General features: G+C 46.4%; 11 protein-coding genes and 1 tRNA gene. 7 read left to right on the forward strand and 5 right to left on the reverse strand.

Going from position 1 to position 15,038, the window contains the following annotated elements; all coding sequences use genetic code 11:
- Position 1: 1 nt before the first annotated feature.
- From MUK70_RS22695 to MUK70_RS22705, 3 genes are all read right to left on the reverse strand, one after another.
- Entirely contained in the window at positions 2 to 754 is a 753-nt protein-coding gene (locus MUK70_RS22695) for a succinate dehydrogenase/fumarate reductase iron-sulfur subunit (RefSeq protein ID WP_234603606.1), read from the reverse strand.
- 114 nt (positions 755 to 868) lie between these two features.
- On the reverse strand, positions 869 to 2,857 hold the full coding sequence (locus MUK70_RS22700; protein ID WP_234603331.1) for a fumarate reductase/succinate dehydrogenase flavoprotein subunit: 1,989 nt from the start codon (positions 2,855 to 2,857) through the stop codon (positions 869 to 871).
- Between the two features lie 60 nt (positions 2,858 to 2,917).
- The gene (locus MUK70_RS22705; protein WP_234655260.1) at positions 2,918 to 3,589 is read right to left on the reverse strand and encodes a succinate dehydrogenase cytochrome b subunit; all 672 of its coding nucleotides are present in this window, start codon (positions 3,587 to 3,589) and stop codon (positions 2,918 to 2,920) included.
- Positions 3,590 to 3,876: 287 nt separating this feature from the next.
- Here MUK70_RS22705 and MUK70_RS22710 point away from each other — a divergent pair, with 287 nt between their 5' ends.
- The 7 genes from MUK70_RS22710 to MUK70_RS22740 all read left to right on the forward strand — a co-directional run bounded on the left by MUK70_RS22710 (position 3,877) and on the right by MUK70_RS22740 (position 13,461).
- Positions 3,877 to 6,762: a T9SS type B sorting domain-containing protein gene (locus MUK70_RS22710; RefSeq protein WP_234655261.1), complete on the forward strand. Its 2,886-nt coding sequence runs from the start codon at positions 3,877 to 3,879 to the stop codon at positions 6,760 to 6,762.
- 215 nt (positions 6,763 to 6,977) lie between these two features.
- A complete protein-coding gene (locus MUK70_RS22715; protein WP_244784503.1) occupies positions 6,978 to 7,631 on the forward strand; it encodes a hypothetical protein in 654 nt (217 codons plus the stop codon).
- The gene (locus tag MUK70_RS22720) at positions 7,591 to 9,864 is read left to right on the forward strand and encodes a T9SS type B sorting domain-containing protein (RefSeq protein ID WP_244784505.1); all 2,274 of its coding nucleotides are present in this window, start codon (positions 7,591 to 7,593) and stop codon (positions 9,862 to 9,864) included. Before MUK70_RS22715 ends, MUK70_RS22720 begins: the two co-directional genes overlap by 41 nt.
- Positions 9,865 to 9,960: 96 nt before the next feature.
- Entirely contained in the window at positions 9,961 to 10,839 is an 879-nt protein-coding gene (gene fabD / locus MUK70_RS22725) for an ACP S-malonyltransferase (RefSeq protein WP_244784507.1), read from the forward strand.
- A gap of 66 nt (positions 10,840 to 10,905) precedes the next feature.
- Positions 10,906 to 10,976, forward strand: a tRNA-Gln gene (locus MUK70_RS22730).
- A gap of 248 nt (positions 10,977 to 11,224) precedes the next feature.
- Positions 11,225 to 11,830 carry a TetR/AcrR family transcriptional regulator gene (locus MUK70_RS22735; protein WP_234603339.1) on the forward strand — a complete coding sequence of 202 codons (606 nt, stop codon included), beginning with the start codon at positions 11,225 to 11,227 and terminating at the stop codon, positions 11,828 to 11,830.
- Positions 11,831 to 11,958: 128 nt separating this feature from the next.
- Positions 11,959 to 13,461 carry a lipopolysaccharide biosynthesis protein gene (locus MUK70_RS22740; RefSeq protein ID WP_234655263.1) on the forward strand — a complete coding sequence of 501 codons (1,503 nt, stop codon included), beginning with the start codon at positions 11,959 to 11,961 and terminating at the stop codon, positions 13,459 to 13,461.
- 5 nt (positions 13,462 to 13,466) lie between these two features.
- Here MUK70_RS22740 and MUK70_RS22745 read toward each other — a convergent pair whose 3' ends face one another.
- Both MUK70_RS22745 and MUK70_RS22750 read right to left on the reverse strand, forming a co-directional pair.
- Positions 13,467 to 14,213, reverse strand: a complete 747-nt coding sequence (locus MUK70_RS22745; RefSeq protein WP_234603342.1) for an ABC transporter ATP-binding protein — start codon at positions 14,211 to 14,213, stop codon at positions 13,467 to 13,469.
- 41 nt (positions 14,214 to 14,254) lie between these two features.
- Positions 14,255 to 14,983, reverse strand: a complete 729-nt coding sequence (locus MUK70_RS22750) for an MlaE family ABC transporter permease (protein WP_234603343.1) — start codon at positions 14,981 to 14,983, stop codon at positions 14,255 to 14,257.
- Between the last annotated feature and the right edge of the window lie 55 nt (positions 14,984 to 15,038).

A 15,038-nucleotide genomic window follows, 5' to 3' on the forward strand; every position in this document is an offset into this window, starting at 1 on the left:
GCTAAACTGCCGAAGAGGAAAGCTTAGCACCGATATATTCACGGTTCATTCGCGCAATATTCTCTTGCCCGATCTCCTTAGGACATTCCGCAGAGCACGCACCCATGTTTGTACAGTTCCCAAATCCTTCCGCATCCATTTGCGCAACCATTTTCTCTGCACGAATGCTTCTTTCAGCCTGTCCTTGCGGAAGCAATGCCAATTGAGAAATTTTTGCAGATACAAAAAGCATTGCAGATGCATTTTTACAAGCCGCTACGCAGGCACCGCAGGCGATACACGCTGCTGCTGCAAATGCCTCATCCGCGGCCACTTTCGGGATAGGCAGGCTGTTTGCATCCTGGGCATTACCTGTATTTACCGACACGAAGCCTCCCGCAGAAATCACCCTGTCAAAAGCGTCGCGGTCAACGACAAGGTCCTTGATAACGGGGAATGCACCGGCTCTCCAGGGCTCCACAACGATCGTATCGCCATCACTGAAAGAGCGCATGTGCAGCTGGCAGGTTGTAACGCCTTTGAGCGGTCCATGGGCCCTGCCGTTGATATACATAGAGCACATTCCGCAAATACCTTCGCGGCAATCGTGGTCAAATGCTACCGGCTCTTTACCCTCCTCGATCAATTGCTCGTTGAGGACATCAAACATTTCCAGAAAGGACATATCCGGAGAAACATTGTCCAGACTGTAATTTTCAAAATCTCCTTTTGTATTGCTATTGCTTTGTCTCCAGACTTTAAGCTTAATATGCATGTTACCTGCACTCATTGTTGTAATAGTTAACGGTTAGCAATTAACCAGTAATATTGAACAAGCCGATAGCCCACTGCAAACAGCCGATAGCCGAATGCTGACAGCCGACAGCCATTATTTATAACTTCTTTGGGCAATCTTAATATTCTCGTAAATCAGCTCTTCCTTATGAAGCTCCCACTGTTCCTGCGCTTTATGCTCCCACGCAGACACAAACATGAAATTTTCATCATCGCGCAATGCTTCTCCTTCTTCTGTCTGATGCTCTTCGCGGAAGTGTCCGCCGCAAGATTCTTCACGCGTTAGCGCATCAATGCACATCAGCTCACCAAGCTCAATAAAATCGGCAACGCGTCCTGCCTTATCCAGTTCGGGGTTAAACTCATTCTTGCTACCCATCACTTTCACGTCTCTCCAGAATTCCTTGCGGAGTTCACGGATCTCGATGATCGCCTCTTTCAAACCTTGCTCATTGCGCGCCATTCCGCATTTATCCCACATGATCTTACCCAGGCGGCGATGGAATAATTCAGGAGACGTTTTTCCCTGGATCGACATTAATATGTCGATACGGTCATTCACTTCTTTCTCGACTTTAACAAATTCCGGGTGATCTGTTGGGATTTTACCTGTTCCGATTTCTTTGGCCAGGTAAGCACCGATCGTATACGGAATCACAAAATATCCATCGGCAAGTCCCTGCATCAGAGCAGATGCTCCGAGGCGGTTAGCTCCGTGATCAGAGAAGTTGGCCTCTCCCAATGCATAAAGACCCGGCACAGTGGTCATCAGGTTGTAGTCAACCCAAAGCCCGCCCATTGTGTAATGCACTGCAGGATAGATACGCATAGGCACCTCATATGGATCTTCACCCGTGATTTGCTTATACATATCAAAAAGGTTACCATATTTTTCCTTTACAACTGCTTTACCCCAAGTTGTAATGTCTTCTTTTGATGCATTAGCAATGTTGTTCTTGTTTGCTTCTCCTCTTCCATAGCGTTCCACAGCAGCGGCAAAATCAAGGAAAACAGCCAATTTTGAGTTGCCGACGCCATATCCGGCATCACATCTTTCTTTCGCAGCACGGGATGCGATATCACGCGGAACCAGGTTACCAAATGCAGGGTAGCGGCGTTCCAGGTAATAATCTCTTTCTTCTTCAGGAATTTCATTTCCCGGACGTGTATCATTTTTTGCTTTCGGCACCCAAATCCGACCATCATTTCGAAGGGATTCAGACATCAAAGTCAATTTCGACTGGTGCTCTCCTGAAACCGGGATACAAGTAGGGTGAATTTGTGTAAAACAAGGGTTACCGAAGTAGGCCCCGCGTTTGTGCGCTTTCCACGCAGCGGTAACATTGCTGCCCATTGCGTTGGTCGACAGATAAAATACGTTTCCGTAACCTCCTGTACAAAGCAACACAGCATGACCCCCGTGACGCTCTATTTCACCTGTAACTAAGTTTCTTGCAATAATACCGCGGCATTTGCCATCAATATTTACTACATCAAGCATTTCGTGGCGGTTATACATTTTCACCGTTCCCATTCCTACCTGACGCTGCAAGCCTGAGTATGCACCCAGGAGCAACTGCTGACCTGTTTGCCCGGCAGCATAAAACGTACGCTGCACCTGTGTTCCCCCGAACGAACGGTTGGAAAGCAAACCACCATATTCACGTGCAAAAGGAACTCCTGCTGCAACGCATTGATCTATGATACTTCCGGAAACTTCTGCCAAACGATGGACATTCCCCTCTCTTGCACGGTAATCCCCTCCTTTAATTGTATCGTAAAAAAGCCGGTAAACAGAGTCACCATCGTTCTGGTAATTTTTCGCTGCATTAATTCCTCCTTGCGCTGCAATGGAGTGCGCACGACGTGGGGAATCCTGAAAACAAAATGCTTTTACCTTATAGCCCATTTCAGCAAGCGTTGCAGCAGCCGAAGCACCTGCAAGACCTGTTCCCACTACAATGATTTCAAGATTACGTTTATTCGCAGGGTTTACGAGCGGAACCGAAGATTTGTATTTACTCCATTTCGTTTCAATCGGCCCCTGTGGTATTTTGGCATCCAGACTAGATGAAGTTGCCATATATTGAATGTTATTTAATCAAAAAAGTTAATTGAAAATTGCTGCATTAACCGCAGCGGTTTAGTAGACCCAACCCAGATAAATGGAGATCGGCATCAATGCGAAAATGGTCGGGACGACGACAGAAAAAGCCGTTCCCAGAAAGTTGATAGCACCATTATACTTGATATGGTTCAAGCCCAATGTCTGAAAAGCACTTTTGAAACCATGCAGTAAATGCCAGAACAGTGAGATACACCCCAGTACATAAATGATGACCACAATAGGATTTTGGAATATGTCCAGCATCATTTGATAAAGGTTCAGTTCCTCTCCCGTGGCAAATTGGTTGGAACGGTTCGGTATCCAGAAATGTGCTGTGTGAATTACCAGGAAAATCAACAATAATGTGCCAAGCAGCCCCATGCTTCTCGAATACCAGGTGCTGTTTGCCGAAGGATTGTTAACCGCGTATTTAACCGGGCGGGCATCTGAATTGTTTTTCCAAAGAATAAATCCATCCGCAATGTGAATCAGGAACCCGGCAACCAAACCAATTTCAAGCGTGCGAATAATGGGATTTGTTCCCATAAAATGCCCCCAATGCGTAAAGGTTTCCCCTCCGTCATTGTAAAAAATCATGGCATTTATTGTGGCATGAATCACCAGAAAGCTTATCAAAAATAATCCGGTAAGAGCCATCAGAAGTTTCTTACCAATGGAGCTCGTTAACGTTTGTGAAAACCACGACATATCAAAAACGAATCGTTTTAGTGCAAAAAAATTAGGTATATTTAGAACCTTTCAAAGGTATATCACAAACCCATGCAAGGCAAAGAATCATGTTCATTTTTGTAAAGCGGGTTATTATTTATAATCATTATGAAGAATTAGTTAGTCACAAGAATCTCAGATACTGCAAGCCCTGGTTACATTATAAAATTTTATCCCAAACTGACCGCCATCCTTCAAAAACATACACATTTTTGATAGAATTTTTCGTTCACATTTCTATAACGGCGATCCATTAAACAACTCGTATGCGTCCTTCTTTACGACTCCTCCCGATCATTGCGCTTCTGTTTTTGCTATTTTCTACTTTTAGTGCTCACGCAACGCACTTTCGGGCGGGAGAAATCACAGCCAGACGGATTTCTTCGCTTACCTACGAGATTCGTTTATCCGCCTATTTTGATGTGTCGCCTCCTGGTAAGGACGCTGCGGATAATGCCCGTACCATTAACTTTTATTTTGGAAGCGAAGGCCCCAGATCCGTGCCGCGCGTAGAGTCTACGATCCGTAATATAGGCAATAATACGACGTTCAATGAGTACGTTACCACGTTCACTTTCCCAGCTGCGGGGTCTTACGAGATCTCGGTGGAAATGGATAACCGGAATGCCAACACATTGAACCTCAACAAAGGTCAGCAAACCGACCGGATCAATTTCTTTGTGCATACAACCTTGGAAATCAATCCCTTAATAGGCACAAATCAGACGCCGGTGCTTCTGAATGCACCTATCGACCTGGCGGCGGTTGGCCAGCGTTACATTCACAATCCCAATGCTTTTGATGCGGACGGCGACAGCTTGTCGTTCAAATTATTTACGCCTCAGAGTGGTGATGGCAGAGGAAATGGCATCAATATCCCTTACGAAGACCCTAACCTGGTCGAGGGACCCGGCAGAACAGAAGCGGGCGCCATTCCGGCAACATTCCGGATGAACCCAATTACGGGCGACCTGATATGGGACGCGCCGACGGTTAAAGGACAATATAATGTGGCATTCGTGGTGGAAGAATGGCGCGATGGCGTGCGCATTGGCCAGATCGTGCGCGATATGCAGATCCTCGTGGAAGATGCCCGCAATGCCAGACCTACCATTGATCCGCTTCCGGTCCTTTGCGTCGAGGCGGGAACGCGTGTTAATCAGCAGATTAAGGCGGTTGACAAAGATGGAAACCCGCTAACCATGACTAGCACCGGTGGCGTTTACCAAGGCTCGCTCATTAAACCGGCGTTGGCAACTTTCACCGTTCCTGCACAAGCGACTGGACAAGTTACGGGACAGTTTGTATGGCAAACCGGTTGCGACCATATCAGGCTGGAGCCTTACGACGTGCTTTTCAAAGTAGAAGACGCGCCATCGCCCGGCACAAATCCAAACCTTTTCCGAAAGCTGACGGACATGACCACGCTCAGCATTAAAGTTTATGGACCAAAACCGCTTGGATTAAGAGCAGTGGCAACCACAGATCCGGCAGGAACAGCTTACCGCCTCAACTGGACTTCCTACAAATGTCCGGTTCCAGGCGCAAGGGTGGTTATTTACAGACGTGAAGGCTGTTCTGATATCCCTGTTGAACCTTGCTTGACAGGCATTCCGGCTGGCTCAGGCTATGAGGAAATTGGAAGTGTTGCCGTGGATCAGACCACGTATTTAGATAATAACAATGGGGACGGACTCCGCGCAGGCATTTCTTACAGTTACAGGCTCGTTGTCGAATTTCCACGTCCGGGAACAAACATTAACGAACCTGGAAGTTTGATCGGCGGTGGCGAAAGTGTTGCTTCTGATGAGTTCTGTCTGAATTTGCCCATGCTGGCACCGGTTATTACCAATGTCACGGTCGATTCAACCAGCGAAACAAGAGGGGTTATCACCGTGAAATGGACAAAACCCGCTGCTTCATCCGGACTTCCTGCGCAATATCGACTGTTCAGGGCTGTGGGACAAAATGGATCGGTTTTCACGCAGATCGCCACCATTAACACAAACCTTACCCCAGGCGCCGCTGACACGATTTTCGTTGACCGCGGGCTTAACACATTAGCCAACCCGTATAATTACAAGCTCGAATATTACGCAACACAAGGCGGTCAGCTTGTTAAAATGGACGACATTAAAACAGCCAGCTCTGTAAGACTGGAACAGGGTGCCGCCGAACCTAACCGTATCCGTCTGAACTGGTCGGCGCTGGTGCCCTGGGACAATGGCAACCGCACCCACAGGGTTTACCGTGAAGACAAAGCAAGGCCGGGAACATTCAACCGCATTGCAGAGGTGGCCGTCCAAGGTCCGCAGACATTCAATTATCTGGACGATGGGTCTGATAAATATGCTGCCGACGGCACAGTGAACACAACCATTGTCAGCGATTCCACTTATTGTTATAAAGTAGAAACGGTTGGTTCCTATAATAACAGTCAGATAAAACCCTCGGTCCTTTACAATTTCTCGCAGATCCTGTGTGTTTCATCTTCGGATACAACCAAGCCTTGCCCGCCGGTGCTGGCCATTGACCAGCTGAATTGCGATTCCTTGCGCGCACATCCCGAAGCATTTTGCAGCCCCACTGGTTTGACCAACCATCTTTCATGGACTTACCCGCAATCCGTCGATGGCAAAGATTGTGACCCGAATGTGTCCGCTTACCGCATTTACTATGCCCGTTACGAAGGCGATACGCCAACATTGATTGCAACCGTTACCACGCCGCCATCGCCTTTGGCTACCACATTCAACCACGAAGGGCTTACCTCTTTTGCAGGTTGCTATTATGTGACGGCAGTAAACAGGTTCGGGGCCGAAAGTGCGCCCAGCAACATTGTATGCAAGGACAACTGCCCGATGTATGTTTTGCCCAATGTATTTACACCCAACGCGGATGGTAAAAACGACGAATTCCAGCCTTACGAATGCCCTGCTTTTGTGCAGTCGCTCGAATTCAAAGCTTTCAACAGATGGGGCGCTCAGGTGTTTAAAACCAATGATGTCAACATTAACTGGAATGGTAAAACCAATGGCGGAAAAGACCTGGCTGCCGGTCAATATTATTATGAAGTGACCATCTTATTCGAATCTTCCAAAAGAGAAAGTACACCAACTACAATGAAAGGCTGGGTGCAGATCATCAGATAGTTCAAACCCATGTAACTTTATAGCGTATTGCCATAACACCAGTTTATGGCAATACGCTATATGTTTTATAAACTTGTTTTGTAAGTTTACGATAGCACCTATTATATTACCTTCACCAGCACACATTTTTATTCAAATTTTCGTTGAATTAATAGTTTGGCGGATGCATTTTCTGCCCTGACCTCTATCTAAAAAAGCTCGACCCTGATATATTTATGCGATCTGCTTTACGATTATTATTAGTCTCTTTTCTTCTGACATTGCTTGGCATTGGCTATGAGGCGAATGCTACGCACATCCGCGCGGGTGAGATTACTGCGAAACGGGTGTCTGCAACGGCATTGACTTATGAAATCAGGCTAACGGCCTATTTTGATATGCAAAATGGCGAAGGCGCTGCGAATGCCCAGAACTTTGTTCAGTTTTATGTAGGAAGCAACGGCCCTATCGAAGCCCCCAGGATTTTGCCCATTATCAACATTGGGAACAACACCACCCAGAACATTTACATTGTCAGATATACATTCCCTTCTGCGGGTAAATTCAGGATATCATTTGAGGAAGATAACCGGAACAATGGAATCTTAAACATTGGTCCGCCTCCTACACAAAACCTTAACTTTTATGTGAGCACTATCCTGGAAATTAATGCAAATTTCGGCTTGAACCAGACCCCCGTACTTCTGAACGCTCCTATCGACCTTGCTGCCGTGGGACAGCGCTACATTCACAACCCGAATGCATTCGATGCAGATGGTGACAGTCTTGCATACCGCTTGTATACGCCGCAAAGAGGAACTTCTAACGGCGCAGGTGTTAATTTACAATATGGTAAACCCCAATCAAATCAATGCTCCGGGAAAGACTGAAACCGGTGCATCGCCTGCCACTTTTGGCATGAACCGCCTCACAGGTGATCTGACCTGGGACGCGCCTGTTACCAAAGGATATTACAATGTCGCCTTCATCGTGGAAGAATGGCGTGATGGCGTGCTCATCGGCGAAATTGTGCGCGACATGCAGATTATCGTAGAAGATGCCAGGAACGACCGGCCGCTGGCACAGCCGATCCCGGACATTTGCGTGGAAGCAGGAACGCTCATTAACCAGCAAATTAAGGCAACGGATAAAAATGGCGACAGGCTTAACCTTACATCAACAGGTGGCGTGTACGAAAGAACATTGATCAGTCCTGAGTTGGCCCGGTTTACTGTTCCGCAGCAATCCGCAATTGGTACGATTACGGGACAGTTTACATGGCAAACTTCGTGTAACCACATTCGGTTGGAGCCTTATGATGTGCTATTTAAAGTAGAAGACGCTCCCGGCACGAACGCGAATCCGAATCTGTTCCGCAAACTCGTGGATATGACCACGCTCAGCATTAAAGTTTATGGACCAAAACCGCTTGGATTAAGAGCTGTCGCAACCACAGATCCGGCAGGAACGGCTTACCGCCTCAACTGGACTTCCTACAAATGTCCTGTTCCAGGCGCAAGAGTAGTTATTTACAGACGTGAAGGCTGTTCTGATATCCCTGTTGAACCTTGCTTGACAGGCATTCCGGCTGGCTCAGGCTACGAGGAAATTGGAAGTGTTGCCGTGGATCAGACCACGTATTTAGATAATAACAATGGGGACGGACTCCGCGCCGGCATTTCTTACAGTTACAGGCTCGTTGTTGAATTTCCGCGTCCGGGAACAAACATTAACGAACCTGGAAGTTTGATCGGCGGTGGCGAAAGTGTCGCCTCCGATGAGTTCTGCCTGAATTTGCCCATGCTGGCACCGGTTATTACCAATGTCACGGTCGATTCAACCAGCGAAACAAGAGGGGTTATCACAATAAAATGGACAAAACCCGCTGCTTCATCCGGACTTCCTGCGCAATATCGACTGTTCAGGGCTGTGGGACAAAATGGATCGGTTTTCACGCAGATCGCCACCATTAACACAAACCTTACCCCAGGCGCCGCTGATACGATTTTCGTTGACCGCGGGCTTAACACATTAGCCAACCCGTATAATTACAAGCTCGAATATTACGCAACACAAGGCGGTCAGCTTGTTAAAATGGACGACATTAAACCGGCCAGCTCGGTAAGACTAGAACAAGGTGCTGCAGAACCCAACCGTATCCGTCTGAACTGGTCGGCGCTGGTGCCATGGGACAATGGCAACCGCACCCACAGGGTTTACCGTGAAGACAAAGCAAGGCCGGGAACATTCAACCGCATTGCAGAGGTGACCGTCCAAGGTCCGCAGACATTCAATTATTTGGATGATGGGTCTGATAAATATGCTGCCGACGGCACAGTGAACACAACCATTGTCAGCGATTCCACTTATTGTTATAAAGTAGAAACGGTTGGTTCCTATAATAACAGTCAGATCAAACCCTCGGTCCTTTACAATTTCTCGCAGATCCTGTGTGTTTCATCTTCGGATACAACCAAGCCCTGCCCACCGGTGCTGGCCATTGACCAGCTGAATTGCGATTCCTTGCGCGCACATCCCGAAGCATTTTGCAGCCCCACAGGTTTGACCAACCATCTTTCATGGACTTACCCGCAATCCCTGGATGGCAAAGATTGTGACCCGAATGTGTCCGCTTACCGCATTTACTATGCCCGTTACGAAGGTGATACGCCGACATTGATTGCAACCGTTACCACGCCGCCATCGCCTTTGGCAACCACATTCAACCACGAAGGGCTTACCTCTTTTGCAGGCTGCTATTATGTGACGGCAGTAAACAGGTTCGGGGCCGAAAGTGCGCCCAGCAACATTGTATGCAAGGACAACTGCCCGATGTATGTTTTACCCAATGTATTTACACCCAACGCGGATGGTAAAAACGACGAATTCCGGCCTTACGAATGCCCTGCTTTTGTGCAGTCGCTCGAATTCAAGGCTTTCAACAGATGGGGCGCGCAGGTGTTTAAAACCAATGACGTTAACATTAACTGGAATGGTAAAACCAATGGCGGAAAAGACCTGGCTGCCGGTCAATATTATTACGAAGTGACCATCTTATTCGAATCTTCCAAAAGAGAAAGTACACCAACTACAATGAAAGGCTGGGTGCAGATCATCAGATAGGCACGCCTTTTTTCTTTGACACCGAAGTATTTCCTTTGTAGCCCGGTTGTAATGACCGGGCTTTTTATTTCAAATCCCCAAACAAAAACGATCATCATGAAAAGTGCATACATCTTCCCAGGACAGGGTTCTCAGTTCAAAGGAATGGGACTTGATCTTTATCAATCCTCAGATTCTGCCAAAACGCTCTTTGATCAGGCCAACGGCATTCTTGGTTTTGATATAACCAAAATCATGTTCGAAGGCTCCGACGAGGAACTGAAACAGACTAATGTAACACAGCCCGCTATTTTCATACATTCTGTCATACTGGCAAAAATAAGCCTCGATTTTGACCCTGGTATGGTCGCCGGTCATTCCCTGGGCGAATTTTCTGCATTGGTTGCCGCTGGCGCGTTATCGTTTGAGGATGGACTGAAACTTGTTGCAAAACGGGCAGATGCCATGCAGAAAGCATGTGAAATCCGTCCGTCAACGATGGCGGCGATCCTCGGATTGGCTGATAACATTATAGAAGAAGTATGCGCGGGTATAACGGACGAAATCGTTGTTCCGGCAAATTACAATTGCCCGGGACAGGTTGTGATCTCAGGTACTTTTGAAGGTGTTGAAAAAGCTTGTGAACTTCTGAAAGCTGCCGGTGCTAAGAGAGCATTAATCTTACCCGTCGGCGGCGCATTTCACTCGCCTTTGATGGAGCCTGCAAGGGAAGAATTGGCTACCGCGATACATGAAGCGCAGTTTGAGCAACCCATTTGCGCTATTTATCAAAATGTAAATGCAAAACCTGCAACCGAGGTCAATGTTATCAAAGAGAACCTTATTTCACAGCTAACGGCACCCGTAAGATGGACGCAATCGATTGAGCAGATGGTGAATGACGGCGCAGTAACATTTATTGAATGCGGCCCTGGAAAAGTCCTTCAAGGGCTTGTAAAAAAGATCGCTCCTGCTGCCGAGATAAAAAGCATTTAATTTTTTTCTCTAAAAACTTGACATCCTGAATTACCCGCATTACTTTTGCACCACTGTTTACGGTTTTGGCCGATGGTGTAATGGTAACACAGGACATTTTGGTTGTCTTATTCAGGGTTCGAGTCCTTGTCGGCCAACAGTGAAAGTTTAAGAGCTCATTTCGGTGAGCTCTTTTTTTATGCCCTTTCGCCCCATTCCTTTTTAAGAATCTGTACAAATTAGTCGACGAACTGGCCATTATTATCTATGAATTGGCCAATTTTATCGATAAAGGCACATTTAGGAAACAAATTTTCAGAAATGGTGACTTAGGGCATTTGGCAGGTATAATATTTCCATATGAAATATTAAATTTACTATGTTATTAACCTAAACGGCACCCAACATGAAAATTGAGAAAGTAAAAAAGCGCGACCGAGAGCGGACAAAAAGTAAAATCCTTAAAGCAGTAGGCGAAGTAATCGAACAACATGGAACAGAAAAAGTAGGCGTAAATTTAATTGCACGAACGGCGGGGGTCAACAAGGTTTTGATTTACCGATACTTTGAGAGTGTAGACGGATTAATGGAACAATACGTCAAATCCGGCGAATACACTTCTACAACCGCAACAGAGTACATTGACAACATTCCGACTCTGGCACCAGAAGAACGCAGTAAGGCGCTTACCAGCCTGATGCACACTTTTATGAATGATCTCAGGGAACGGAAAGCCACCCGGGACCTTTTGCGCTGGGAGATCGGCACCGGCAAATCCATGCTATCCGATGCGCGTAACCAGGTTGCGACGCGTATCCTCGACAAAATCGGCAATCTGCCCAATTACAGTGATACCAGCGCCCTCGTATCGTTTCTCTCCGCCGGCATTTACTTTATGACCATTTCCACAGATTACCGTGAAAAAATGATCGACGTTGACCTGCACTCCGATGAAGGCTGGCAACGCATTGAAAAAGTGATCGAACGTATTATTACCGACATCCGGAATTAACCTGCTAAAAAATTATTCAAAGTATTTTACAAGTTATCAGGGAGTGTACAGCTATTTCATTTGAAATATTGTACACTCCTTGTTCTATATTTGCGCTCCTGCAAATACTTGCTGCAGGTTAACATGGAATGAGCGTTTTAAAAAAATTAGCCAGCGAAACCGCCATATATGGCATCAGCACGATGCTTGGGCGATTTCTGAATTACCTGCTTGTTGCCTTACACACCAAACTTTTTGAACCGGAACAAATTGCCGCCCAGGGTCAGCTTTACGCTTATGCGGGCCTCGGAATGGTGCTTTACACATTCGGGATGGAGACGGCCTTCTTCCGTTTTGCCCGGCAGGAAACGGATCGCAAAGCTTACTATAACCTGATCCTGAGCGCTGTTATCATCATCAGCGTGTTCTTCTCCGGGTTGCTTTTTATTTTCGCCGGTCCGGCGGCAGAATTTATAAAATATCCCGAAAGCGTCGCGCTGGTGAGAATGTTCGCGGTGATTATGGCGATTGACGGCATTGTCTCAATCCCATTTGCACGTTTGCGCCTTGAAGGAAAAGGGAAGAAGTTTGTTGTTGTGCGCGTTGCCAATATTGCGGTCAATATCTTTTTAAACTTATTCTTCCTGATCGTTTGCCGCGATATCCATGCCGGAAAATATCTGGCATTTCTTCAACCTGCCATTGACGCAATTTATGATCCCTTGCGCGCGCCCGACTATATCGTGATGGCGAATTTGGTTGCTAACATCCTGTTTTTCTTCATGTTAAGGAAGGAATTTGCCGATTTCAAATTTGTATTTAATAAAACACTTTTCCGTCCCGTGTGGATATACGCCTACCCGATCATGATCATGAATGCGGGCGGCGTGCTTAATATGTTGTTTGACAGGGCGTTCATCCAGTTTTTGCTGCCGGAAAATTTCTATCCGGGACGAACCTCCAAGCAAGCCATCGGGATCTACATACAATGTTACAAGCTCTCGATTTTCATGAACCTGGCAATCCAGTCATTCAAATACGCTGCGGAACCGTTTTTCTTCTCCAAAGGTGAAGACAAGAATGCGCCGCCTGTATTTGCTAAGGTGACCAAATACTTCATCATTATCTGCGTACTGATGTGGGTGGGCATATGCCTGAACCTGGACTTGCTGGCAGCATTGTTTTTGAAACAAAAAATCTATCACGAAGGATTACCCGTAGTGCCCTGGTTGCTGGCAGGTTATCTTTTCCTGGGCGTTTACTACAATCTCGCAACCTGGTTTAAGCTTACAGACAAAACAGAATACGGAACCTGGCTGACATTAATGGGTGCTGCGATCACCATTGCGACGAGTTTTATGCTCGTGCCGCAAATCGGTTATCTGGGATTTGCCATTGCATTTGCAGCGTCGTCGTTCATTATGGTCGCGTTGTGTTATTATTTTGGCCAAAAATATTATCCTGTTCCGTACGACGTACTTTCTGCAGTGGGTTATATTGGCATTGGCGGGCTGGTAATTACGGCTTCAACATTTGTCAAAATCCCAAATCTGTACATTGCAGTTCCGGTGCATATGCTGGTGCTGGCGCTCTTTGCGTTTGTTGTATTTTTAATTGAGCGGAAGAATATTCCTTTTTTGAACAGGCGTTAGGAAGCCTATTTTTCCATTTCGCGGAGCAGCTTATTGGAGAAAAGAAATTCTTTTAGTTCGGGAACATCCGTTCTGATAATCTCAGAATTAAGCCCTTCCCAAAGTTTGTCGCCCTGGTAAAGAAACATGATATTCTGCCCGATCTCCATCACCGAGTTCATATCGTGGGTGATAATAATCGTCGTGATCTGGTATTCTTCGGTAATTTCTTTAATCAATTCGTCAATTTTAACCGAAGTAAGCGGGTCGAGTCCGGAATTGGGTTCGTCGCAGAAAAGATACATGGGGTTCATTACAATGGCCCGTGCAATGCCCACGCGCTTTTTCATCCCGCCGCTGATTTCGGAAGGCATTCTCTTCGCCGCAGCTTCCAGGCCTACGCGCTGCAAACAAAATGCAACCCGCTCCTGCTTTTCCTGAACGGATTGGTCCGTAAGCATGTCCAGCGGGAAACGCACATTTTCTTCCACTGTTTTGGAATCAAAAAGCGCCCCTCCCTGAAACAAAACGCCCATTTCACGTCGGATCGACTGCTGCGTTTCTTTATCGCAATTGTAAAAATCGCGGCCATTGTAAAGTACATTGCCCTGATCCGGTTTCACGAGTCCGATCATACACTTAAGCAAAACACTTTTTCCGGTTCCGCTGCCGCCGATGATCAGATTGGTTTCTCCTTTTTTAAATGATGCACTAATGCCTTTTAAAACTTCCTTACCATTAAATGCTTTGGAAATATTGCTTACTTCAATCATTTGCTGATCCAGTTATTCTTAATTCATGGCTAAATGTGCTTTTACAATAAAAGCTGGGCTAAAAGATAATCGGCAACCAAAATAGAAATACAGCTGTTGGTCACCGCTTCGGTGCTGGACCTACCCACTTCCAACGCGCCGCCTTCCGTAAAAAATCCCTTAAACGAAGATATTGTAGCGATCAGGAAGCCAAAAACAAAAGGTTTTACACACATAAAAAAAATGTTGTACGGCACAAATGAATCCCTGATCCCGTACAAATAATCGCGCTCGGTAATAACGCCTGTTAAGGTGCCCGCCAGATAACCGCCCAGGATCCCGAGAAATGCAGAAAAAATAACCAGCATAGGGAAAGTCAGCATCGCTGCCACGACTTTTGGAAGCACGAGATACGATGATGAATTGATCCCCATCACTTCCAGGGCATCAATCTGCTCGGTAATGCGCATGGTGCCCAGCTCACTGGCAATGTTGGAACCAACCTTTCCCGCAAGCACAATGCACGTAATCGTAGGCGCAAGCTCCAAAATTTCCATATCCCGCACGATGAGCGCAACCGTTGAAATAGGAATGATCGGGCTAACGAGGTTATAGGCCGTTTGAATGCAGGAAACGGCCCCGATAAATGTAGAAACAATGGCAACAATGAATATTGAGCTCACTCCGATTCCCACACATTCTTCCATGAGCCGCCGCCAGTACACCGATAGTTTTTCACCCTTTCCGAATAGCGTTCCTAAAAAAATGAAGTATTTCCCGATTACAGACATGATATCTTAATTGTATTCAATATTTTCGGGAAAATTAGGTAAAAAAAGAAGCAAT

Origin of the sequence: Dyadobacter chenwenxiniae (genome assembly GCF_022869785.1) — a bacterium.
In the GTDB taxonomy this organism is placed as follows: Bacteria; Bacteroidota; Bacteroidia; order Cytophagales; family Spirosomataceae; genus Dyadobacter; species Dyadobacter chenwenxiniae.

Bases quoted from the DNA above. Each gene is read 5' to 3' on its own strand.
- MUK70_RS22740 (WP_234655263.1), top strand. From the start codon at position 11,959: ATGAGCGTTTTAAAAAAATTAGCCAGCGAAACCGCCATATATGGCATC.
- MUK70_RS22750 (WP_234603343.1), bottom strand. From the start codon at position 14,983: ATGTCTGTAATCGGGAAATACTTCATTTTTTTAGGAACGCTATTCGGA.
- MUK70_RS22695 (WP_234603606.1), bottom strand. From the start codon at position 754: ATGCATATTAAGCTTAAAGTCTGGAGACAAAGCAATAGCAATACAAAA.
- MUK70_RS22705 (WP_234655260.1), bottom strand. From the start codon at position 3,589: ATGTCGTGGTTTTCACAAACGTTAACGAGCTCCATTGGTAAGAAACTT.
- MUK70_RS22745 (WP_234603342.1), bottom strand. From the start codon at position 14,213: ATGATTGAAGTAAGCAATATTTCCAAAGCATTTAATGGTAAGGAAGTT.
- MUK70_RS22735 (WP_234603339.1), top strand. From the start codon at position 11,225: ATGAAAATTGAGAAAGTAAAAAAGCGCGACCGAGAGCGGACAAAAAGT.
- MUK70_RS22720 (WP_244784505.1), top strand. From the start codon at position 7,591: ATGGTAAACCCCAATCAAATCAATGCTCCGGGAAAGACTGAAACCGGT.
- MUK70_RS22710 (WP_234655261.1), top strand. From the start codon at position 3,877: ATGCGTCCTTCTTTACGACTCCTCCCGATCATTGCGCTTCTGTTTTTG.
- MUK70_RS22715 (WP_244784503.1), top strand. From the start codon at position 6,978: ATGCGATCTGCTTTACGATTATTATTAGTCTCTTTTCTTCTGACATTG.
- fabD (WP_244784507.1), top strand. From the start codon at position 9,961: ATGAAAAGTGCATACATCTTCCCAGGACAGGGTTCTCAGTTCAAAGGA.
- MUK70_RS22700 (WP_234603331.1), bottom strand. From the start codon at position 2,857: ATGGCAACTTCATCTAGTCTGGATGCCAAAATACCACAGGGGCCGATT.